At 69.6% G+C, this 20,801-nt stretch carries 27 protein-coding genes; 12 read left to right on the top strand and 15 right to left on the bottom strand.

Annotated features, from left to right (window positions below):
- Positions 1-7: 7 nt before the first annotated feature.
- On the bottom strand, positions 8-370 hold the full coding sequence (locus ACTWQA_RS22265; protein ID WP_443161072.1) for a DsrE family protein: 363 nt from the start codon (positions 368-370) through the stop codon (positions 8-10).
- A gap of 104 nt (positions 371-474) precedes the next feature.
- Between ACTWQA_RS22265 and ACTWQA_RS22260 the strand changes: the two genes are divergently transcribed.
- From ACTWQA_RS22260 to ygfZ, 4 genes are all read left to right on the top strand, one after another.
- The gene (locus tag ACTWQA_RS22260) at positions 475-963 is read left to right on the top strand and encodes an FABP family protein (protein ID WP_127939470.1); all 489 of its coding nucleotides are present in this window, start codon (positions 475-477) and stop codon (positions 961-963) included.
- Positions 960-1,256 carry a DUF2470 domain-containing protein gene (locus tag ACTWQA_RS22255; protein ID WP_305914981.1) on the top strand — a complete coding sequence of 99 codons (297 nt, stop codon included), beginning with the start codon at positions 960-962 and terminating at the stop codon, positions 1,254-1,256. Before ACTWQA_RS22260 ends, ACTWQA_RS22255 begins: the two co-directional genes overlap by 4 nt.
- 335 nt (positions 1,257-1,591) lie before the next feature.
- The gene (locus ACTWQA_RS22250) at positions 1,592-2,005 is read left to right on the top strand and encodes a Fur family transcriptional regulator (RefSeq protein ID WP_443161071.1); all 414 of its coding nucleotides are present in this window, start codon (positions 1,592-1,594) and stop codon (positions 2,003-2,005) included.
- Positions 2,006-2,047: 42 nt separating this feature from the next.
- Positions 2,048-2,986, top strand: a complete 939-nt coding sequence (gene ygfZ, locus ACTWQA_RS22245; RefSeq protein ID WP_443161070.1) for a CAF17-like 4Fe-4S cluster assembly/insertion protein YgfZ — start codon at positions 2,048-2,050, stop codon at positions 2,984-2,986.
- Positions 2,987-3,041: 55 nt separating this feature from the next.
- On the opposite strand, the gene dtd is transcribed toward ygfZ, so the two are convergent.
- A complete protein-coding gene (dtd, locus tag ACTWQA_RS22240) occupies positions 3,042-3,467 on the bottom strand; it encodes a D-aminoacyl-tRNA deacylase (protein WP_443161069.1) in 426 nt (141 codons plus the stop codon).
- Between the two features lie 60 nt (positions 3,468-3,527).
- Between dtd and ACTWQA_RS22235 the strand changes: the two genes are divergently transcribed.
- Entirely contained in the window at positions 3,528-4,436 is a 909-nt protein-coding gene (locus ACTWQA_RS22235) for an asparaginase (RefSeq protein ID WP_443161068.1), read from the top strand.
- Here ACTWQA_RS22235 and ACTWQA_RS22230 read toward each other — a convergent pair.
- Both ACTWQA_RS22230 and ACTWQA_RS22225 read right to left on the bottom strand, forming a co-directional pair.
- On the bottom strand, positions 4,433-6,040 hold the full coding sequence (locus tag ACTWQA_RS22230; RefSeq protein WP_443161067.1) for a DUF2207 domain-containing protein: 1,608 nt from the start codon (positions 6,038-6,040) through the stop codon (positions 4,433-4,435). The two genes, ACTWQA_RS22235 and ACTWQA_RS22230, sit on opposite strands and share 4 nt — an antisense overlap.
- Positions 6,041-6,059: 19 nt before the next feature.
- The gene (locus ACTWQA_RS22225; protein ID WP_443161066.1) at positions 6,060-7,148 is read right to left on the bottom strand and encodes an FAD-dependent monooxygenase; all 1,089 of its coding nucleotides are present in this window, start codon (positions 7,146-7,148) and stop codon (positions 6,060-6,062) included.
- Positions 7,149-7,254: 106 nt separating this feature from the next.
- Between ACTWQA_RS22225 and ACTWQA_RS22220 the strand changes: the two genes are divergently transcribed.
- Positions 7,255-8,163 (top strand): GntR family transcriptional regulator, encoded by a 909-nt coding sequence (locus ACTWQA_RS22220; RefSeq protein ID WP_443161065.1) that lies wholly within the window; start codon positions 7,255-7,257, stop codon positions 8,161-8,163.
- A 36-nt stretch (positions 8,164-8,199) separates the two neighbouring features.
- Here the strand turns inward: ACTWQA_RS22220 and ACTWQA_RS22215 are convergent, their stop codons facing one another.
- From ACTWQA_RS22215 to ACTWQA_RS22190, 6 genes are all read right to left on the bottom strand, one after another.
- Entirely contained in the window at positions 8,200-8,934 is a 735-nt protein-coding gene (locus ACTWQA_RS22215) for an alanyl-tRNA editing protein (RefSeq protein WP_443161064.1), read from the bottom strand.
- A 16-nt stretch (positions 8,935-8,950) separates the two neighbouring features.
- Positions 8,951-9,313: a DUF2516 family protein gene (locus ACTWQA_RS22210; protein ID WP_327585860.1), complete on the bottom strand. Its 363-nt coding sequence runs from the start codon at positions 9,311-9,313 to the stop codon at positions 8,951-8,953.
- Positions 9,314-9,434: 121 nt separating this feature from the next.
- Positions 9,435-9,866, bottom strand: coding sequence for a hypothetical protein (locus ACTWQA_RS22205; protein ID WP_305914991.1), 432 nt, complete (start codon positions 9,864-9,866; stop codon positions 9,435-9,437).
- A 3-nt stretch (positions 9,867-9,869) separates the two neighbouring features.
- The gene (locus tag ACTWQA_RS22200) at positions 9,870-10,364 is read right to left on the bottom strand and encodes a helix-turn-helix domain-containing protein (RefSeq protein WP_305914992.1); all 495 of its coding nucleotides are present in this window, start codon (positions 10,362-10,364) and stop codon (positions 9,870-9,872) included.
- Between the two features lie 61 nt (positions 10,365-10,425).
- On the bottom strand, positions 10,426-11,331 hold the full coding sequence (locus ACTWQA_RS22195) for a M56 family metallopeptidase (protein ID WP_443161063.1): 906 nt from the start codon (positions 11,329-11,331) through the stop codon (positions 10,426-10,428).
- Positions 11,328-11,684, bottom strand: a complete 357-nt coding sequence (locus tag ACTWQA_RS22190) for a BlaI/MecI/CopY family transcriptional regulator (RefSeq protein WP_443161062.1) — start codon at positions 11,682-11,684, stop codon at positions 11,328-11,330. The genes ACTWQA_RS22195 and ACTWQA_RS22190 overlap by 4 nt, the downstream gene beginning before the upstream one ends.
- Positions 11,685-11,738: 54 nt before the next feature.
- Between ACTWQA_RS22190 and ACTWQA_RS22185 the strand changes: the two genes are divergently transcribed.
- Positions 11,739-12,242, top strand: a complete 504-nt coding sequence (locus ACTWQA_RS22185; protein ID WP_443161061.1) for an O-acetyl-ADP-ribose deacetylase — start codon at positions 11,739-11,741, stop codon at positions 12,240-12,242.
- On the opposite strand, the gene ACTWQA_RS22180 is transcribed toward ACTWQA_RS22185, so the two are convergent.
- The gene (locus ACTWQA_RS22180; protein ID WP_443161060.1) at positions 12,239-13,033 is read right to left on the bottom strand and encodes a class I SAM-dependent methyltransferase; all 795 of its coding nucleotides are present in this window, start codon (positions 13,031-13,033) and stop codon (positions 12,239-12,241) included. The two genes, ACTWQA_RS22185 and ACTWQA_RS22180, sit on opposite strands and share 4 nt — an antisense overlap.
- Positions 13,030-13,770 (bottom strand): SDR family NAD(P)-dependent oxidoreductase, encoded by a 741-nt coding sequence (locus ACTWQA_RS22175; protein WP_443161059.1) that lies wholly within the window; start codon positions 13,768-13,770, stop codon positions 13,030-13,032. The genes ACTWQA_RS22180 and ACTWQA_RS22175 overlap by 4 nt, the downstream gene beginning before the upstream one ends.
- A gap of 173 nt (positions 13,771-13,943) precedes the next feature.
- Between ACTWQA_RS22175 and mshA the strand changes: the two genes are divergently transcribed.
- The 3 genes from mshA to ACTWQA_RS22160 are packed head-to-tail and all read left to right on the top strand — an operon-like array spanning position 13,944 to position 16,440.
- Positions 13,944-15,182 (top strand): D-inositol-3-phosphate glycosyltransferase, encoded by a 1,239-nt coding sequence (mshA, locus tag ACTWQA_RS22170; RefSeq protein ID WP_443161058.1) that lies wholly within the window; start codon positions 13,944-13,946, stop codon positions 15,180-15,182.
- An 11-nt stretch (positions 15,183-15,193) separates the two neighbouring features.
- Positions 15,194-15,673 (top strand): YbjN domain-containing protein, encoded by a 480-nt coding sequence (locus ACTWQA_RS22165; protein WP_327585854.1) that lies wholly within the window; start codon positions 15,194-15,196, stop codon positions 15,671-15,673.
- A gap of 23 nt (positions 15,674-15,696) precedes the next feature.
- Complete coding sequence (locus ACTWQA_RS22160) at positions 15,697-16,440, top strand: phosphoglyceromutase (protein WP_327585853.1); 744 nt, start codon at positions 15,697-15,699, stop codon at positions 16,438-16,440.
- A gap of 57 nt (positions 16,441-16,497) precedes the next feature.
- Here the strand turns inward: ACTWQA_RS22160 and ACTWQA_RS22155 are convergent, their stop codons facing one another.
- Both ACTWQA_RS22155 and phoU read right to left on the bottom strand, forming a co-directional pair.
- Positions 16,498-17,304, bottom strand: a complete 807-nt coding sequence (locus ACTWQA_RS22155) for an alpha/beta fold hydrolase (RefSeq protein WP_443161057.1) — start codon at positions 17,302-17,304, stop codon at positions 16,498-16,500.
- Positions 17,305-17,381: 77 nt separating this feature from the next.
- Positions 17,382-18,026: a phosphate signaling complex protein PhoU gene (gene phoU / locus ACTWQA_RS22150; RefSeq protein WP_305915002.1), complete on the bottom strand. Its 645-nt coding sequence runs from the start codon at positions 18,024-18,026 to the stop codon at positions 17,382-17,384.
- 125 nt (positions 18,027-18,151) lie between these two features.
- Here phoU and ACTWQA_RS22145 point away from each other — a divergent pair, with 125 nt between their 5' ends.
- Complete coding sequence (locus tag ACTWQA_RS22145) at positions 18,152-19,333, top strand: sensor histidine kinase (RefSeq protein ID WP_443161056.1); 1,182 nt, start codon at positions 18,152-18,154, stop codon at positions 19,331-19,333.
- Complete coding sequence (locus ACTWQA_RS22140; protein WP_327585849.1) at positions 19,330-20,022, top strand: response regulator transcription factor; 693 nt, start codon at positions 19,330-19,332, stop codon at positions 20,020-20,022. The genes ACTWQA_RS22145 and ACTWQA_RS22140 overlap by 4 nt, the downstream gene beginning before the upstream one ends.
- A 55-nt stretch (positions 20,023-20,077) precedes the next feature.
- Here the strand turns inward: ACTWQA_RS22140 and ACTWQA_RS22135 are convergent, their stop codons facing one another.
- Positions 20,078-20,656: a copper chaperone PCu(A)C gene (locus ACTWQA_RS22135; RefSeq protein WP_443161055.1), complete on the bottom strand. Its 579-nt coding sequence runs from the start codon at positions 20,654-20,656 to the stop codon at positions 20,078-20,080.
- Positions 20,657-20,801 lie beyond the last annotated feature (145 nt).

The following is a 20,801-nucleotide window of genomic DNA, read 5'->3' as shown; positions in this document are numbered from 1 at the left end:
CAGGCCGTCAGTAGACCAGGGCCTGGGCCCCCTCGGCGGTCACTTCCTCCACGAACGCCGGTGCGCCGGCGATGCGGACCCCCTCGATGAGGTCGTCCACCGTGATGTTCCTGCGGGCCGCGCACTGCGTGCAGAGCGTCACCCGGCCGCCGGCCAGGATGGCGTCGAGCAGGTCCGTGAGCGGCGCGGCGTGCGGCAGGCTGAACTCCTTGGCCCGCCCCGGCAGCGCGAACCACGACGACTCGCCGGTCAGCCACAGGGAAACGGGGACACCGCTCGCGAGCGCGGCGGCGGCGACCGTGAACGCCTGGTTGCAGCGCTCCGGGGCATCCGCCCCGGCGGTCACCTTGATCACCAGTGATCGTGCCATATCCGTCACCCTAACGCGCACGGAGCGCGCATGCGGATCGAAGCAGAGCTCAAGGCCGTGATGCTATGCCGTACGGGCACGAAGCGCCACTACGCTTGGGGAACATGGAAGAACCTGAGGTGCACCCTGATCTGGAGCCGATCGCCTTCCTGCTCGGCCGTTGGGAAGGCGCGGGCGTGGGCGGCTACCCGACGATCGAGAGCTTCAACTTCGGGCAGGAGATCGAGTTCGGCCACAACGGCAAGCCGTTCCTGACCTACGTGAGCCGCACCTGGCTACTCGACCAGGACGGCAACCGAGTCAGGCCGCTGGCCACGGAGTCGGGATACTGGCGGCCGCAACCGGACCGGCAGATCGAGGTGGTGCTGGCGCACCCGACCGGGATCGTCGAGATCTACATCGGCGAGGTGGTCTTCCACAAGATCGAGCTGCGTACGGACGTCGTCGCGCGCACCGCCACGGCCAAGGAGTACACGGCGGGACACCGGCTGTACGGGCTGGTCAACGGCAACCTCATGTGGGCCTATGAGATGGCCGCCGTCGGGCACCCCCTGACGGACCACATGTCGGCCGAGTTGAAGAAGGTGGCATGAGCACTCCCTTCACCGCTGACGCCGTCGAGGCGATCAAGCGCCACATGAACGACGACCACGCCGCCGACTCCCTGATCATCGTGCGGGGTCTCGGCGGGCGGCCCGACGCGACCACGGCGCTGACGAGCGACGTCGACGCCGAGGCGATCGAGTTCACGATCGACGGCGGGGAGCGGGTCCGGGTGCCCTGGGGTGAGACGCTCACCGAGCGCGCCCAGGTGCGCAAGGCCGTGGTGATGCTCTATCGCGAGGCGTGCGGCCGGCTCGGCCTGCCGGTCAGAGGTGAACATTAAAGAAGGGCCCCAGGCATCACTCCGCCTGCGGTGCAGGCGGGCCGGATGGACCATGGTCGGGATCAGAGTCCCGCCCTCCGGCTGCCAGGGGCCCCGGTGGTTGCCTCGAATTCGCCAACGTCAACGAGACGAGACAAAGTTGTCCGCGACGTTAGCGGACAACCACCTCGCTAGCCCGACTATGAGAAACCATTATTCGGACCACCTCCTTTCTGCGTACTCACGAAGCTATGCGGTCGTCCGCGGACGGGGCAAGTGAATATCCCCGCGTCGTACGGTGGACCGCGTTCAGCGGTCCACCGTAGGCAGCGGACCGTTGCGCCTAGACTCGGGGCATGACCGAGACGCAGTGGCACGAGGAACTTCGCGCGAAGGGCTACCGGGTCACACCACAGCGCCAGCTCGTCCTCGAGGCGGTCAAGGAGCTGGAGCACGCCACGCCCGAGGAGATCTGCGTCAAGGTCCGGGAGACGGCGCGCGGGGTCAACATCTCGACCGTCTACCGCACGCTGGAGCTGCTGGAAGAGCTGGGTCTGGTCACCCACACGCATCTCGGCCACGGTGCGCCGACCTACCATCTCGCGGCCGAGGCCGATCACGTGCACCTGGTGTGCCGGGGGTGCGACGAGGTGTTCGAGGTGCGGCCGGAACTGGCCGAAGGGCTGGTCCAGGGCCTCGACGATGAGATGGGGTTCGTGGCCGACGTTCATCATCTGACCGTTTTCGGGCGCTGCCGAAACTGCCGGTAGCCGTTGTCGGGCGCCGCCGTCGCTGCGGATAGCCTGGAGTGCATGCGTAGCCCTCTGCTCGATCTCCCCGGCGCCGTAGCGGCAGACGCGCCGGATTCCGACGTAGCCGCGCACTACGGCGATCTGTACGCCGAGCAGCGCGCGCTGGCCAAGGGCGAGGCGGTCGTCGACCGCAGCAACCGCGAGGTGGTCCGGATCTCGGGCGCCGACCGGCTGAAATGGCTCAACGACCTGACCTCCCAGAAGCTCGACACCCTGAAACCGGGCGAGTGGACGCAGACGCTGGACCTCGACCTGCAGGGCCGCGTGCAGCACCATCTGACGCTGGTGGACGACGGCGAGAGCGTGCTGGCCCACGTCGAGCCGGGCACCGCGCAGAGCCTGATCGACTATCTCGACCGGATGCGGTTCATGCTCCGCGTCGAGGTGTCGCGGGCCGATGACCTGGCCGTGCTGTCCACGGCCGCGGAGGACTTCCTGGTGCCGCGCGCGGAGCTGGCCGATCACCTGGGCAAGCCGCTGGCGGGGCTGTGGGCGTACGAGGCGCTGCGGATCGAGGCGCACCACCCGCGGATGGGGTTCGAGACCGACCACAAGACCATCCCGCACGAGGTGGGCTGGATCGGCGCGGCCGTGCACCTCAGCAAGGGTTGCTACCGGGGCCAGGAGACGGTGGCCCGGGTGCACAATCTGGGGCATCCGCCGCGCCGCCTGGTGTTCCTGCACCTCGACGGCAGTGTCGACACGTTGCCCCCGCACGGCGCACCGGTGATCTTCGAGAGCCAGGAGGTCGGCGTGGTCGGGTCGGCCGCCCGGCACCACGAGCTCGGGCCCATCGCGCTGGCGGTGATCAAGCGTACGGTGCCGGTGGACGCGCCGCTGCTGGCCGGCGGGGTCGCGGCGGCCCAGGAGGTCGTCGTGCCGCCGGACGCGGGTCGCAACGTCTCCATCGACCCGTCGCTGCGACGTCGCATCCGCTAAAACCGCCGCTGCGACGTTCGCATCCGTGAAATCCGCCGCTGCGACGTTCGCATCGCTAAATATCGACGACGAGGGTGATCGGGCCGTCGTTGACGAGGGACACCTTCATGTCCGCGCCGAAGACGCCCGTCTCCACGTGCGCGCCCAGGCCGCGCAGCTCGTCCACGACGGCGTCCACCAGCGGTTCGGCGACCGGCCCAGGGGCGGCCGCCTGCCAGGTGGGCCGCCGGCCCTTGCGTGCGTCCCCGTACAGGGTGAACTGGCTGATCACCAGGAGCGGCGCGGACACGTCCGAGCAGGACTTCTCGCCGTGCAGGATGCGCAGGCCCCAGAGTTTGGCGGCGAGCTTGGCGGCCTCGGCCTGTGTGTCCGTGTGCGTGACGCCCACCAGGACGAGCAGGCCGGGCTCGGTTATCGCCCCGACGGCCCGGCCTTCGACCTCGACGGACGCTGCACTCACTCGCTGCACCACTGCTCGCATGGGATCCCATTCTGGCCCAGGTGAAACCCTCCGTAGACTCATGCCGGAAGGGATGGGGAAATGTCGTTGATCGTGGAAGTTGTCCGGTCCGGGTTCGTGGAGTCCACGCATCAGGCTCGCATGCTGACCGTGGACGCGGAAGGCCGCCCGGTCGAGGCACGAGGCGCGGTGCACGTGCCTGCCTCACCACGGTCGTCGATGAAGCCGCTCCAGGCGCTCGGCATGCTTCGCAGCGGGCTGCGGCTGGAGGGCGAGCTGCTCGCGCTGGCCTGCGCCTCGCACTCGGGTGAGCCGTTCCACGTGGACGGCGCCAGGAAGATCCTGGCGGGGGCGGGGCTGGAGGAGTCGGCGCTGCGGTGCCCCGAGGACTACCCGTTCGACCGTACGGTCACCGAACGCGGCCGCGTCTTCATGAACTGCTCCGGCAAGCACTCCGCCATGCTCGCCACCTGCGTGCTCAACGACTGGCCGCTCGAGAGTTATCTGGAGCCCAAGCACCCGCTGCAGCGGGCGATCAGGGAGACCGTCGAGGATCTGACCGGGGAGCGGGTGGCGGCCTCGGGGGTGGACGGATGCGGGGCGCCGCTGTTCTTCGTGTCGATGCTGGGCGTGACGAAGGCGTTCCGGGCGTTGCCCATGTCGTCGCCGGACTCGTACGAGCGCAAGATCTTCGACGCGATGCGCGCCTACCCGGAGTGGACGTCGGGCACCGGCCGACCCGAGGCCAAGCTCATGCGCGCGCTGCCCGGGCTCATGCTGAAGGCCGGGGCGGAGGCGTTCGACGCGTTCGTGTTCGAGGACGGGCGGGCGGGCACCGTGAAGATCGAGGACGGTTCGGCGCGTGCCCGCGTGCCCGTCACGGTGGCGGCGCTGCGCACGCTGGGGCTGGACGCCCCTGAGCTGGCCGAGCTGGCCGCTCCGCCGGTGCTCGGCGGGGGCCACCCGGTCGGCGAGGTACGGATCCGTTAGAGGGTGCGGAACTGACGGGTCGCGGAGATCGCGCCCGACGTGGTCGTGGTGAACGTCCGCATCGAGCCGGCGAACTTGGACAGGTCCCACTCCGCGGGCCCGTGATACCAGTAGAGGTTGTCGGCCTGGCTGCCGTTGCCGGTGACGGATGCCACCACGCGCGACCAGTGCTCCACCCCGTCGAAGATCACCGCATAGGGCAGGTAGCGGGAGAACAGCTCCACCCGATGCTGCTCGGGCACGGTGCCCAGCTCGCCGGAGAACAGGTATTCACGGAACTTCATGGTGTGCGCCATCGCCGCCGAGCCCTTGGCGGTCTTGGCCGGCATGTACTGGCCGCCGACCGCCAGCGCACCGCCCGCGATGATCACGGCCAGGCCCAGCAGCCCGTACGTGGTGAACCACGCCAGCGCCACGGTGGCCAGCAGGCCCACGCCGATCAGCACCACGCCGATCGTGGTCCACCTGGTGCGCTCGGTGTCCGGGCGGCGGGCGAACCAGCCCTGCTTGACCACGTCGGCGTACAGGGCGTCGCGGACCTTGCCCAGATGGGCCGCGAACGAGCCGGACAGCTGCGACAACAGCACCATGTCCCGGCCGTCGAAGATGGCGTCGTAGAGGGCCCGCTCGTACGGTAGGAGCGCGTTGACGGGTGCGCTCGGTAGCCTGACCAGCAACCAGTCGGGTGCGTCGTAGGTCTGGCGGGGCTGCTCGTCGATCCGCAGGTAACCGCGGACGGCGAGGTCGACGATCGTGGCGGTCACGTCGACCACGTCGGCCTGCTCGTCCACGAGCGTGCCGATCTGGCCGGGACGCACCCCGTCGGGCGGTGAGAAGTGCCCGTTCTGTACGGGATTGACGGCGCCCTGCTCGTGGCCGACGACCCGGGCGTCGCGACCGCGCGTCCAGTAGAGCAGGCCGATGCCGCCGAGCAGCAGCACCAGCAGGCCCGCCAGGGCGCCGCCGGTGACGGTGTCCAGGGTGAACGCGGCGGCCAGCGAGAAACGTTTCTCCAGGATGGGGGCGCCGCCGCTGGAGCCCTTCGGGTATCCCACGACGACGGTCAGGGCCTGGCCGGGCGCGATGTTCTCCTGCTCGAAGTCGGCTTGGGTGGCGGCGTGGTCCATGGACGCGGCCGTGCACCCGATGGCCGAGGTCAGCTCGCCGGCGAAGCAGGACAGATTTTGCACCTGGCCCGGGCCGCCGACCTTGACCGTGGCCTTGTCGACCTGCTGGTTCCAGCCGTTCACCGCGAACCAGCGCAGCTCCTCGACGCCGCCCGAGCTCGTCACCGCGCCCTTGACGTCGTACTCGACGGTCTGGCCGGTCACGGTGAGCACGTCGCCGGCGAGCGTGCCGCCCTTGACGTTCGAGATCTGGTAGAGGCGGTCGTAGCTGTCGTCGTACCGCGTCCTGGCGAGGAATGTGCGCTTCAGCCCGCCCGAGCCGCCGCTGATCTTCTCGACCACGTGCAGCGTGCCGTCCTTGCCCAGGGTCATCGTCACGTCGGTCGTGATCCCGGCCGCCGTTGCCATGGCGGGGGCGGCGGTCAACGTCAGAGCGGTGGCCCCGAGGGCGGCCATCGTGAGTCTGATACCCGTCATGGCGGCAAATCGTATCGGTTCAGTCCAAGACGATGCCGTTCGCGGCCAGTTGAACGCTCTCCGGCGCGGCCCCCTGGCCGGGGTTCTCGACGGCGAGCGCCTGGTTCCGCGCGACGAAGGGCCGCATCCGCTGCTCGTAGCGGTCGAACGCGGTGGCCGGGTCCGAGCCGAGCTCCTGCGCCAGGACGTACGCCCCGACCATGGCCAGACTCGTGCCCTGCCCGGACAGCGGCGTGGCGCAGTAGCCTGCGTCGCCGACCAGCGTCACCCGGCCGGCCGACCAGCGCTCCATCTTCACCTGGGCCATGGCGTCGAAGTAGAAGTCGTCGGCCGCCCACATGGCCGCCAGCAGCTTCGGGACCTCCCAGCGCATCCCGGAGCAGTGCTCCTGGATCAGGCGCTTCTGCTGCTCCACGTCACGGTGGTCGTAGTCGATCGGGCCCGCGCCGAACCCCAGGTTGACCCGCATCACGCCGGCATCCCGGTCGCTGAAGACCGCGCCGCCGACGTCGCCCTCGCGGAACCAGGTCTGCCAGTGGTCCAGGCCGAGGAAGTTCGGGGCGGTGAAGATCGAGACGTACATCCCGAGGTGCTCCAGGAACCGCTCCTCCGGGCCGAACGCCAGCCGCCGCACGGTGGAGTGCAGTCCGTCGGCGCCGACCACGTAGTCGTAGCGAGCCTGCCTGCCGCTCTCGAACGTCACGTCCACGCCGTGGGCGTCCTGGGCGAGGGTGGCGATCGAGTCGCCGTACACGTAGTCGGCGTCCGCAGCCGAGATGAGGAGCGCGGTCAGGTCGTCGCGCAGGATCTCGATATCGGGGCTGTCGAAGGCGCCGCCGCTGATCGTCCCCTCGGTGCTGCGCATGATCTCGTTGCCGTCGCCGTCCACCATGGACATGCCGCGCATGGTCGTACGGAGCGCTCTGGCCTGCTCCAGGATGCCCATACGGTCGGCCACGGTGAGCGCGGCGCCCCTGATGTCGATGGCCTGGCCGCCCTTGCGCGGTGCCGGGGCACGCTCGACGACCGTCACCTCGGCACCCTGCCGCCGCAGCCAGTAGGCCAGGACGGGACCGCCGACGCTCGCACCGGAAATGAGCACCTTCATGATCTGACTCCCCTTGTTGACGTTGTACGCAGAACTGAATGTACGGCGTACATACAGCAGTCAGCAACGGTATGCTGGGAAGATCTGTACTAGTACAGGAGGTCAGATGGACACTCCGCCCTACGCGCGGATCGCGGGCGACATCAAGCGGCGCGTCGCGGATGGCAAGCTCCGGCCCGGGGACCGGGTGCCGTCCACCAGGCAGCTCGCCAGGGACTGGGGGGTCGCGCTGGCCACCGCCGCCAAGGCGCTGGCGGTGCTGGCCCAGGAGGGCGTCGTGGTCGCCGAGCCCCGGGTGGGGACGGTCGTGGCGGAGCGGCGCGATGGGCGGGCGGCCCGGCGTCCGGAAATTTCTGGATCCGACGGGATGCGGGAGCGCATCGTACGGGCGGCCATCGAGCTCGCCGACGCCGAAGGGCTCCCCGACGTGACCATGCGGGCGATCGCCGACCGGCTCGGCATGGCCACCATGTCCCTCTACCGCCATGTCGGCAGCAAGGACGACCTGATCCTGCTGATGGTCGACGCCGCGATCGAAGACTTCCCGTTGCCCGCCGAGCGGCCGCCCGGCTGGCGGGCCGCGTTCGAGACGACCGCGCGGCTGCAGTGGGCCGCCTACCGGGCGCATCCGTGGATGGCCGGGATCACCTCGCTGTTCCGGCCGCTGCCCTCAGCAGGTCTGATCAAGCACACCGAGTGGGTCATGGCGGCGCTGGCGGGCACCCACCTGGACGCCACGACGAAGATGAACCTGCACATCCTGCTCTACAGCCACGTCCAGGGCATCGGCGCCAACCTCGAGCTGGAGCGCCGGGCACGGGCCGCCACTGGCCTCACCGACGAGGAGTGGCTGAGCGGGCAGGACGACCGGATGCGCGCGATCAGCCAGTCAGGCGGCTACCCCGCCTTCGCCGAGCTCATGGCCGAGCTGGGCGATTTCGACCTCGACCTCGACCGGCTCTTCGAGTTCGGCCTCGGCCGGCTCCTCGACGGCTTCGCCAAGATGATCGGTTAGTCGCTAAGGCGCGGCGGAGGAACGCAGGCGACGGCGCTAGTCGGAGATCTGGATGCGCAAGCGCCGGAAGCCGCGCCCCTTGCTCTCGATCTTGGCCACCTTGATGTGGCCGATCTGCTTGGTCGAGGCCACGTGGGTGCCGCCGTCCGCCTGGGTGTCGAGGCCGACGATGTCGACGATGCGCACGTCCTGGACGGTCTCCGGCACCAGGTTGGTGGCCGTGCGGATGATGTCGGGGATGGCGAACGCCTCCGCGCGGGGCAGCACCTTCACGTCGATGCGCCGGTCGGCGACGATCTCCGCGTTGCAGGCGTCCTCCACGGCCTCCTTGAAGCCCGCAGGCACCTCGGGCAGGTTGAAGTCCATCCGTGCGCTGAGCTCGTCCATGTTGCCGCCGGTGACCAGACAGCCGTAGTCCCTGAACACCACCCCGCACAACACGTGCAGTCCGGAGTGCGTACGCATCAGGGCCGAGCGGCGCGCGTCGGCCACCGCCCCCGTCACCACGGTGCCCACGGGCGGGATCGGATCGCCCTCGGCCGGAATCAGGGAGAGATCATCCCCCTTGCGCACCCCGACGACGCGCGTCTCCACGCCCTGCCAGATCAGCACGCCGTGGTCGGCCGGCTGGCCGCCGCCCCCCGGATAGAACGCCGACTTGCTGAGCACGATCCCCTCGGGGGTCGCGTCCAGCACGACGGCCTCGAAGTCCCGGAGGCTCTGGTCCGCCAGTTCCAGCCGGTGCGTACGTCCGTGGAGGTCGTAGGTCATACGGAAAGCCTAGCCATCACCACGGGCCGTACGGGCCGCTGTTGCCCCGGCCCATGCCCTTGACGGCGGGCTTGACGTCGACGATGTAGACGGTGGCGGCGATGACGGCCAGGATCGAGAACAGCCCGAGGCCGATGCCGATGAACTGGACGGTGCCGACGATCAGGAAGGCATTGAGGTAACTCCAGGCACCCGCGCCGGAGAACAGCGTCGCCAGCGCCGTGATGAGCAGCCAGAGCTCCTTCTTCAGCTTGCCTGCCGAGATGAACGCGTTCTTCGGCACCCGCAGCGCGTGTACCAGTGCATAGACCGACATGCCGAAGATGACGGCGGCGAGCACCAGGAAGAGAAGGTTGAAGACTCCGTTGATCAGATTCATGTTGTTGGCTCCGCCCAACGCCGCGATGAAATCGGCCCCAGCCTAATAGGCGGCCCGGTCAACCGGGCACCCCGAAGCGAAAAGGCCCGCTTCCACTGGGGATGCGGGCCTTGCCGTCATTTCAGGCCTTCGTCGTGCGAGTCGTGCGAGTGGTGCGGGTCGTCGTGCGCGTCTTCTTGGCCGGCTCGGCGACGGGCGGCTGGGCGGCCTCCGACACCTCTTCCAGCTCGAGCGCGGCCTCGCCGGACGCCTTGCTGACGACCTTGCGACCGCGCGTGGCGAAGTCCTCGTAGACCTCGGTGGCCCTGTGGCCCAGCTGGTCGGCGTATTCGCGGGCCTTCTCGGGCAGGTCTCTGGCGAAGCCCTCGGCCTTGTCGGCGTACGCGCGGGTGCGCTCGGGCAGCTCCGAGACCAGGTCATAGCGGCGGGACTGGAGCTTGCGCAGCTGCTCGGGCAGCTCGCGCAGCTTCTCCACGGCGTAGTCGCCGGCGCCGGCGACCGCGTAGAACGGCTTGGACTCGGTGAGCTTCTTGACCTCGGTGGCGAGCGTCATGGGTTAACCTTCCTTGGTTTCCTGGGTGACGTTGCCGTTGCGTGAGGTCGCCGCATAGGGCTCAAGTGCGGCGAGAAACTCCTCGGGCAGCGGCTCATCGTCGTCCGGTCCGGAGTCGTGCCGAGGGTGAGCGTTCTGGGAGGTTTGCTCATCCTCGGCGCGCTTCTCTTTGCGGAACGACTCGTAAATGTCGATCAGCACCTGGCGTTGCCGCTCGGTGAGATTGGTGTCGGCCCTGATGGCAGAGATCACGTCGCTCGGCGGTTCGCGGTCCTCGATGAGGCCCGCCTGCACGTAGAGCGCCTGCGAGGAGATGCGCAGACCCTTGGCGATCTGGTTGAGGATCTCCGCGCTCGGCTTGCGCAGCCCGCGCTCGATCTGGCTGAGGTAGGGATTGGAGACCCCAGCCGCCTCGGCAAGCTGGCGCAGGGAGATCTTCGCCTGCTGCCGCTGCTCGCGGATGTATTCACCGATCGAGCCGACCTTCGGTAGTGCCATGGCTCTAGTCTGCCTCGCGGTGCTTGCAATTGCAAACACAATGGTTAACGGGAGCAAGCAGTCAGAGCTGGATAATCCATAGGAACGGAGCAGCGGTGACCAATATCACAGAGAGCGTGATGTACCCGTAGCGCACCGGCACGGCCAGCTCGGGACCCGGCTTGACCAGGCGATCCACTCGCGCCATGACGTTGTGGGCGTGCAGGCCCAGCATGCCGTGCGGGGTCGGCATGGCCCCGGCCGTGCCGAACCTGAGCAGCGCCGTGGCCAGCCGGCGCGGCGAGCAGTAGCGCCGGGCACGGTCGTCGGCGGCCATCTCGATGAGCAGCTCCACCTGCGCCTGCGCGTCGGCCACGACCTTCGACCAAGGCAGCGCCCTGCGCAGCGCGGCGAACGGCAGCAGCACCAGGTCGTGGCGCTCCCGTACGTGCGCGACCTCGTGTGCCAGCACGGCCGCCAGCTCGTCCTGCGACAGCAGCTTGCGCGCGCCTTCGCTGACCACGACCTGCGAACGCAGCCCCGGCACGCAGTAGGCCGCCGCGCTCGGGTGGTCGAGCACCCGCACCCCCGGCATGGCGGGGTCGTCGTGGGCGATCAACGCGAGCAGCATGCGGTGCCGCCGCCGCGCCCGCAGCGCCTGCACCCCGGCCGTGAGCAGAACGGCGACCAGCACGGCGAGCGCGGTGATGCCCGCGATCATGGCCAGCACGTGCAGCGCGTCCCAGGGAGCGGGCGGCCTCTCGCCGCGCGCGAACGCCATGAGCCCGGGCAGCACGCCCAGGCCATAGGGCTGGACCGCGTACGCCAGCATGGCGCCCGTCGTGGCCAGGCCCCAGGCCACGCCCAGGGACTGCCAGAGAATGATGGCCAGCCGGGGCGCGCGTGAGGTCCACCGGGCCGTCGTGAAACGCCAGGAGCCGACCGCGCACGCCGTGGCGAGCGCTGCCAGCGCCGCTGCCGTGATCACTCTTCCTCCAGCTCCGTGAGGGCTCTGCGCAGGATCTCCGCCTCCGGTCCTGACACGGCCTGGGCGAAGCGGGTGAGGGCGGCCGAGCGGTCGCCCGTCAGGTCCAAGGCTTCCAGCATAAGCTCGGCGATGTATGCGTCACGGCTTTCCGCCGGCTGATATCTCCATGCGCGGCCGTCGCGCGTCCGCTCCAGGAATCCCTTGCGGGTAAGGCGGTCGAGCACGGTCATGACCGTCGTGGGGGCAAGGTCGCGGTCGGCAATGAGCCTGCCGACCTCGCGGGCGGTCAACGCCGTGTGCTCCGCCCAGAGGATGTCCATGATGCTGCGCTCGAGTTCGCCAAGACCCTTCACGCCCTTCAGGGTAGCTCTACAACCTGTCGAGCTGACATCCGGGATGCTGGTGAGATGGATATCACGCTGGTCCAGGGCGACATCACCGAGCAGCGGGTGGACGCCATCGTCAACGCCGCGAACTCCTCGCTCATGGGCGGCGGGGGCGTGGACGGCGCCATCCACCGCCGCGGCGGCCCGGAGATCCTTGAGGAGTGCAGGAAGCTGCGCGCCTCCCACTACGGCAAGGGATTGCCGACGGGGCAGGCCGTGGCGACCACGGCTGGGCGGCTCCCGGCACGGTGGGTGATCCACACGGTCGGGCCTGTCCACGCCAAGTCGGAGGACCGGTCGGAGTTGCTGGCCTCCTGCTACGTCGAGTCGCTGCGCGTGGCCGACGAGCTAGGGGCCAGGTCGGTGGCTTTTCCCGCGATCTCGACCGGCCTCTATGGCTGGCCCATGGATGACGCGGCCCGCATCGCGCTGGACGCGGTGCGGCAGGCGGACACGTCGGTCGAGGATGTCAGGTTCGTGCTGTTCGATCGCTCGGCGTACGACGTGTTCGCCTCGCGGCTCTAGCCGCGAGGGTCGACCGCCGACCAGGGCAGCGTCAGCTCGCCGAGCCGCCACCTGGCCGCACCGCCCAGCGGCGGCCGCGCGGGCACCGGCCAGGAGCCGGCCAGCACCTGCACGGCGGCCAGCCACCGCTGCCGCGCCCCATGCGCGCCATACGGCGCGCTGACGGCCCACGCGCGGTCGAAGTCGCGCAGGAACGTATGGATCCGCTCACCGGGGACGTTCCGGTGAATGAGCGTCTTCGGCAGCCGGTCGGCCAGGTCGGAGGGCCGTTCGAAGGCGTCGAACCGGGCCGAGAACGTGATCGTCTCGGGCCCCCGGGACGACAGTCCCACCCACACCGCCCGCCGCCCGTTCTCCGACGACGTCCCCTCGACCAGCACGCCGTACGGGGCCAGCCGGCCGCGCAGCACGTCCCAGTAGTGCCAGGCCTCCGCCTCGGAGTACTGGCGTAGCACGTTGAACGCCCGGACCAGAACCGGTGGCCGGGACACGGGCAGCTCGAAGCCGCCGAGCCGGAAGCTCAGCCCCTCCCGCTCGTACGGCCTCGCCAGCGCCACCCTGGCCGGGTCGATCTCGATCCCCACCACCTCGACCCCGGGCGAGACCCGGCGCAGCCGGGAGAACAGCTCCAGCGTCGTGGCATGCGAGGCCCCATAGCCCAGGTCCACCACCAGCGGCCGATCGACCGCCCGCAGCCGCCGCCCGTGCACGGCCGCGATCCAGCGATCGCAGCGCCGCAGCCGGTTGTGGGCGGTCGTCCCCCTGGTGACGGCGCCGACGGGCTTGCTCACGTGACGCGGTGCACCCGGTGCTGGGCCGCCTGGGCGCGGGGACGGATGATCAGGCGGTCGATGTTCACGTGGGACGGCCTGGTCACGCACCACGCGATGGCGTCGGCCACGTCGTCCGAGCTCAGCGGGTCCGGCACGCCCTGGTAGACGCGGGCCGCGGCCGCCTCGTCCCCGCGGAACCTGGTGACCGCGAAGCCCTCGCTCTTCACCATGCCCGGCGCGATCTCCACGACCCGCACCGGCTGCCCGACCAGCTCCAGGCGCAGCGTCTCGGTCATCGACGTCTGGGCGTGCTTGGCCGCGCAGTAGCCGCCCCCGCCCTCGTACGACACCAGACCCGCCGTCGAGGTCAGCATCACCAGCACGCCGTCGCCCGACTCGATGAGCTTGGGCACGAAGGCCTGGGCCATGCGCAGCGAGCCGAGCACGTTGACGTCGTACATCTGCTGCCAGTCCTCCAGCCGCCCGCCCGCGACCGGCTCCAGCCCGAGCGCGCCGCCGGCGTTGTTGACCAGCACGTCGCAGCGATCGAGCGAGGCCGCCAGCGCGTCCACCGACTCCTGCGAGGTCACGTCGAGCGTCACCGCCCTGATCAGCGGCTCTTCCCCGGCCAGCTTGTCCAGCCGCTCGCGCCGCCGCGCGCCCGCCACCACCTCATAACCCTCGGCGGCGAGCCGGCGGGCCGTCGCCTCGCCGATTCCGCTGCTCGCCCCGGTCACCACAGCCGTTTTCCGCATGGACCTCATCCTGCCAGTCCCCGCCCGGCTCGCCCTCTCAGCCGGGCGTCTCTCACCTCTCGCCACCCCACTGTGACCGTCTGTCGGGAATGTCGGAAAAATTTCCATGGTTGTAACGCTCTTGGAGGTGGTGTCGAGTGAGGCGACGGGTCAGCCGGGTCGCGACCATCAGCATGCACACATCGCCCCTGGACCAGCCCGGAACGGGCGACGCCGGGGGCATGAACGTGTACATCGTCGAATCCGCCAAGCTGCTGGCGCAGCTGGGCGTGGAAGTGGAGATCTTCACCCGGGCGACCGCGCGCGACTTGCCACCCGTGGCCGAGCTCGCCCCCGGCGTCCTCGTCAGGCACCTGACCGCCGGGCCGTACGAGGAGATGGACCGCGCCGACCTGCCCGGGCAGCTGTGCGCCTTCCTGTCGGAGGTGCTGCGCACCGAGGCCATGTACGACCCCGGCCGCTACGACGTCATCCACTCCCACTACTGGCTGTCCGGCCAGGTCGGCTGGCTGGCCAAGGAACGCTGGGGCGTGCCGCTCGTGCACACCATGCACACCATGGCCAAGGTCAAGAACCTCCTGCTCGCCGCCGACGACAAGCCGGAGCCGCAGGCCCGCGTGGTCGGCGAGGAACAGGTCGTGGAGATCGCCGACCGCCTCGTGGCCAACACCGCCGACGAGGCCCAGGAGCTGATCGACCTATACGGGGCCGCCGAGGATCGCGTCGCCGTCGTCAACCCCGGCGTCAACCTCACCGTCTTCCGCCCTGGCTCGCAGGCCGCCGCCAGGGACCGGCTCGGCCTGCCGCTGGGCGCGCACGTGTTGCTGTTCGTGGGCCGCATCCAGCCGCTCAAGGCCCCCGACGTGCTGCTGCGCGCCGCCTCCAGGATGCTCATCGAGGACCCGTCGCTGCGGGAGCGCCTGGTGATCGCCTGCGTCGGCGGCCCATCGGGCAACGGCCTGGCCCGGCCGTCCATCCTCACCGAGCTGGCCTCCGAGCTGGGCATCTCCGACGTCGTACGCCTCGTGCCCCCGGCCGCCCAGCACGAGCTGGCCGACTGGTACCGGGCGGCCTCCGTCACCGTCGTGCCCTCCTACAGCGAGTCGTTCGGCCTCGTCGCGCTGGAGTCCCAGGCCTGCGGCACACCCGTGGCCGCGGCCGCCGTCGGCGGCCTGCGCACCGCTGTCAGGGACGGCGTCTCCGGCCTGCTCGTGGACGGCCACGACCCCGCCGAATGGGCCCAGGCGCTCCGCAGCTTCGTCACCGCCCCGCACTGGCGCGACCAGCTCTCGCGCGGCGCGCGCACCCACGCCGCCGCCTTCGGCTGGCAGGCCACCGCGTCGCGGCTGGTGGAGGTGTACGCGGGCGCCATCGCGAACCTCCACAAGACGCCTGTGGCCGTCAATCTGTAGCGTGCACTTCTATGCGCGATGTCGTCGAAGCCGCGCTCAAGGCCGCGGACGTCTCCTATGACGAGCCGCGGCCGGGGGCGTTCCTCGTCAAACTCCCGGGCCAGCACAAGCTCGCCACCATGACCTGGCTGATCGTGGGGGAGCGGGTGCTCCACGTGGAGGCGTTCTTCTGCCGGCAGCCCGACGAGAACCACGCCGAGTTCTACCGCTGGCTGCTGGAGAAGAACGGCTCCATGTACGGGGTGCACTTCTCCCTCGACCCCGTCGGTGACGTCTACCTCGTGGGCCGGGTGCCGCTGTCGGCCGTCACCGAGGAGGAGGTGGACCGGCTGCTCGGCTGCGTGCTGACGTACTCCGACGACTGGTTCGACCGGGCGCTGGAGCTGGGTTTCGCCTCCTCGATCAGGCGGGAGTGGGCGTGGCGGGCCAAGCGGGGCGAGTCGCTGGCCAACCTGCAGGCGTTCGCCCGCTTCGCCGACCCCGACCGCTGAGCCGAATCCGTAGGATTGGGCGCATGGCGACTTTGGTGCTGCTACGGCACGGCGAGAGTGACTGGAACGCTAAGGGGCTGTTCACCGGTTGGGTGGACGTGAGCCTCTCGGCCAAGGGCGAGGACGAAGCCCGCCGCGGCGGCAAGCTCCTCCTGGAGGCGGGGCTGCGCCCGGACATCGTCCACACCAGCCTCCTGACCAGGGCGATCCAGACGGCCCAGCTGGCGCAGGCGGAGGCCGACCTGCTCTGGCTGCCGGTCAAGCGCAGCTGGCGGCTCAACGAGCGCCACTACGGTGCGCTGCAGGGCAAGAACAAGGCACAGACCCGCGAGGAGTTCGGGGACGAGCAGTTCATGCTGTGGCGCCGCTCGTATGACGTGCCGCCGCCCCCGATCGCCGACGACGACGAATATTCCCAGGCCGGCGACCCCCGCTACGCCCTCCTGCCGCCGGAGCTCAGGCCGCGGACGGAGTGCCTGAAGGACGTGGTCGACCGCATGTTGCCGTACTGGTACGACGAGATCGTGCCGGACCTGGCGGCCGGGCGGACCGTCCTGGTGGCGGCGCACGGCAACTCGCTGCGTGCCCTGGTCAAGCACCTGGACGACATCAGTGACGAGGACATCGCCGGGCTCAACATCCCGACAGGGATCCCGCTGCTCTACGAGCTGGACGCCGAGTTCCGGCCGCTGCGGCGCGGCGGCGAATACCTGGACCCGGAGGCCGCCAAGGCCGCCATCGAGGCCGTGGCCAACCAGGGCCGTTGACGGTAGTCACGGCTTCGGCGGCGTGCCCGCAGACCTGGCCGCCGCCGAAGCCGTGGCTCAGCCCGCCAGCACCTTCCGCAGCACGTCCGCGCACTCCACCGGCCGCTCCAGGAACCCGCCGTGCTCGCCAGGGAACTCCACGGCCGGCGTGCCGAGCAGCTCGGCCAGCGCGATCGACGTCCGGTACGTGACCAGATGGCCGGACTCCACTCCGATGCCGACCACGACGCGGCCCGGACCTGCCGTCAAGGCGGTCGCGTCCGGCACGTACCGGGTGGTGCCGCGCAGCTCGTGGAGGAAGAAATGGGCGCTGTTGGCCAGGTCCTGCGGCGTCGGCTCCTGCGGGCCGCCGGGCGCGCCCTCTGCCTCCAGGTCGTAGCCCGCAGAGATCATGAACTTGACCCAGGCGGCCCCGACGCCCTCCCGCTGGTAGGTCGCGATGATGTCCTCCACCCCGGCCCGCCGCTCGCCGGCATCCGGCAGCAGCTCCAGGACGGGAGGCTCGTGCGCGATCAGCGTGCGCACCCGCCGCGGATGCCGCTGGACCAGCGCGAGCCCGGTCACCGCGCCGCCGCTGCTGCCGAACACGTCGGCGGTCCCGGCCCCGAGCGCGTCCATGATCGCGGCGACGTCGTCGGCCCGCAGTTCGGGTGTGGAGTCCTGCTCGGGGTCGTCGAGCGTGCTGCCCGAGATGCCCCGCGGGTCGAGGGTGACCACGGTGTGGTCGGCCGCGAGCGCGTCGGCGAACGGTGTGAACGCCGCGGCGTCCATCGGTGATCCGATGACGAAGAGCAGCGGGCCCGTGCCGCGCACCTCGTAGTGGAGATGCGCGCCGGGTACGTCGAGGGTGTGCGTGGTGGCCATGGCCGGTTGTCCTTCCCTTCGGGGTCGTCGAAGGTAGGACTCCCGGCACCGGCCCAAATCGTCGCGACTCGCGAAAATCAGGTCGGCCGGGTGCCGGTCACCAGGTAGACGACGTCCTGCGCGACCCGTACCGCATGGTCGGCGTAGCGCTCGTAATAGCGCCCGATCAGCGTGATGTCGATGGCCGGTTCCACGCCGTGCTGCCAGTCCTTCGCCAGCAGGAGCCGGAACAACTTGCTGTGCAGCCGGTCCATCGCGTCGTCGTCCTGCGGCAGCTCCAGCGCCGACTCGACGTCGCGCGCGGCCACGCAGCTGCCGGCCTTGGTGACGATGTTCTCCGCGATCTGGCCCATCTCCAGGATCGTGGAGCGCATCTCCAGGGGGACCGCCGATTCGGGGTGGCGCAGCCGGGCCACCTTAGCGACGTGCACGGCCAGGTCGCCCATGCGCTCCAGGTCGGTGCCCATGCGCAGCGCGGTGATCATGGTGCGCAGGTCGACCGCGACCGGTTGCTGCCGAGCCATCAGGTCGAAGATCGTCGACTCGATCTCCGCGAACGTCGCGTTCACCTCGTCGTCCCGCGAAATGACGCTCTCGGCGAGCGGCAGGTCGGGGTCGAGGAGCGCCGTGGTGGCGCGGGAGATGGCCGAGCGGACGAGCCTGGTCATCTCGACCAGCTTGTCCGTCAGCCCATCGAGCTCTTCATGATAGACGTCGCGCATGGGGTTCACCGTATGTGTCGCTCGATGAACGAACCTCTACAGGTAAATGAACTTTCCGGGAAAGGGACGTTCATCCCCTGATGAGGGGGTCTGTCCCTGGGGAAAGGCCACCTACCATCGGAGACATGAGTGAGTTGGCCATGAGCTTCGTAGCCCTGGCCGGGTTCGTCGTGGGCGCCCTGGCGGTCCTGTTCTACCGAAACCAGATCGAGGCTCCAAGCCGCACCACCGAAACCGAGAGCGTGGAGACCGGCGCGGCGCTGCCGCAGGGCGTGGCCTCCGTGCTCGCGGTGCTCCCCTCGTCCGCCGTGGTGCTCGACGCGCACGACCGCGTGTTGCGCGCCAGCTCGGCGGCGCGGGCGTTCGGCCTGGTCAAGGGCGATCGGTTGATGGCCGCCGAACTACTCGCGCTGGCCCGCCAGGTACGCCGGGACGGCGAGATCCGCGAGAGTGAGATCGACGTCGCCGGGCACAAATTCGGCCAGGAAACCACCAACTTCGCGGTACGTGTGGCGCCACTCGGCACCTACGGCCAGGTCCTGGTGCTCGCCGAGGACCAGACCGAGCGGCGCCGGGTCGAGGCGGTGCGCCGCGACTTCGTCGCCAACGTCAGCCACGAGCTCAAGACCCCGGTCGGTGCGCTGAGCCTGCTGGCCGAGACCATCCAGGACGCCGCCGACGACCCCGAGGCGGTCACCCGCTTCGCCGGGCGCATGCAGCACGAGGCGGCCCGGCTCAACTACCTCGTCCAGGATCTGATCACGCTCAGCAGGATCCAGGGGGCCGAGCCCATCCCCACCCCCGGTCAGGTCTTGATCGACGAGGCCGTTCACGACGCCATCGACCACTGCAACACCAAAGCGGTCGCCAAGGACATCACGCTCGTCTCCGGCGGCACCGAGGGACTGCGCATCTGGGGCGACGACGAGCTTCTCGTCACCGCGCTGCGCAACCTCATCGACAACGCCGTCGCCTACAGCCCCGAGCACACGAGGGTCGTGGTCAGCGTCCGGCCGGCGAACGACTCCGTGGAGATCAGCGTCAGCGATCAGGGCATCGGCATCCCCGAGGAGGCGCTGGAACGCATCTTCGAGCGCTTCTTCCGCGTCGACGCGGCCAGATCCCGGGCCACCGGCGGCACGGGGCTCGGTCTCGCTATCGTCAAGCACGTCGCCGCGGCGCATGCCGGCGAGGTGTCCGTATGGAGCAAGGAAGGGTCCGGCTCCACCTTCACGCTCCGCCTGCCTGCCTTCGGCGGCACGGCGGTGGCCGTACCACCCTCGATTCCCCTGGAGACTGCTAAATGACTCGAGTACTGGTCGTCGAAGATGAGGAATCCTTCTCCGACGCCCTGTCCTACATGCTGCGCAAGGAGGGCTTCGAGGTATCGGTCGCGGCGACCGGGCCCGAGGCGCTCGACACGTTCGACCGCAACGGCGCGGATCTGGTGCTGCTCGACCTGATGCTGCCGGGTTTGCCCGGCACGGAGGTGTGCCGTTCCCTCCGGCAGCGCTCCAAGGTGCCGGTCATCATGCTGACGGCCAAGGACAGCGAGATCGACAAGGTCGTGGGTCTCGAGCTGGGCGCCGACGACTACGTCACCAAGCCGTTCTCCTCGCGCGAGCTGGTCGCCCGCATCCGCGCGGTGCTCCGCCGCCAGGGCGACATGCCAGAGGAACTGGAGACGGCGGTGCTGGCCGTCGGCCCCGTCCGCATGGACGTCGACCGGCACGTCGTGGCCGTGCGCGGGGAGCAGGTGCAGCTGCCGCTGAAGGAGTTCGAGCTGCTGGAGGTCCTGCTGCGCAACGCCGGACGGGTGCTCACCCGCGGCCAGCTCATCGACCGCGTCTGGGGCGCCGACTATGTGGGCGACACCAAGACGCTGGACGTTCACGTCAAGCGGCTGCGCGCCAAGATCGAGTCCGACCCGTCCAACCCGCGTTGCATCCTGACCGTGCGCGGCCTGGGCTACAAGTTCGACGCGATCGAGGAATGATCAAACCTTTGTTCCGGTACGCGTTTGCCGTACCGGAACAAAGGTTTTGTCATGTTTAGTGAGATTCTTCGGCGTGCGCTGACGGCGTCGGGCTGGGCGTGGGGGCCGGGGTCGCGCCCGGGGCCGGGGGGTAGGCCGCGAATTCGCGGCTACGCGTGACCACAGGGACGTTCATGGACACCGTGCCGGCGTTGGCGAACTGGAGGTCCAGCTTGATGCTCTCGCCGCCCCTGAGGCTCCTGGGGATCGCTTCGAGCATGAGCTGCGGGCTCGGCTTGCCGGTGTTGACGAGCTGGTTGCTCGGCAGCTGGATCGGGGCCGTGACCTTCACCGTGCCCAGGCTCCCCGCGGAGACGGTCTGCAGGGTGTCGGGGGTGCCGGCCGTGTTGAGGATGTTGAGGTAGATCGGGGCGGAGCCGCGCCAGGGAAGCTGGGCGCCCGCGTCCGGGCCGAGGATGAACGCCTGCGGGATCTGAATGCCGCGAGTGCCGTAAGCGCCCTTCTCGATCAAGGCCTGGGCCTCGTTGGGGGCGTAGGGCACGTTGGTGGTGGCGTTGAATCCGGCCCCGCAGCCGGCGAGCACGGGGGCTGCCAAGAACGCGGCGGCTACGGCAATCCAGCGACGGCTGGTCACGGGCGGGTTCTCCTTGGTCTTGCGCGTGCGTGTAGGGCAGCGCCCACCATATCCGCCCGAATCCATGGTCATATCCACGCCCCCGCAGGTCATTCGCTATGTCCGGAATGGAGATTCATAGTCTTGACCGTTTGTCAAGCCCTAA

The sequence above is a fragment of the Nonomuraea sp. 10N515B genome, from assembly GCF_052245915.1.
Classification (GTDB): Bacteria; Actinomycetota; Actinomycetes; order Streptosporangiales; family Streptosporangiaceae; genus Nonomuraea.
Note: the sequence above shows the minus strand (reverse complement) of the source record. Positions and strands in the feature narration are given on the sequence as shown.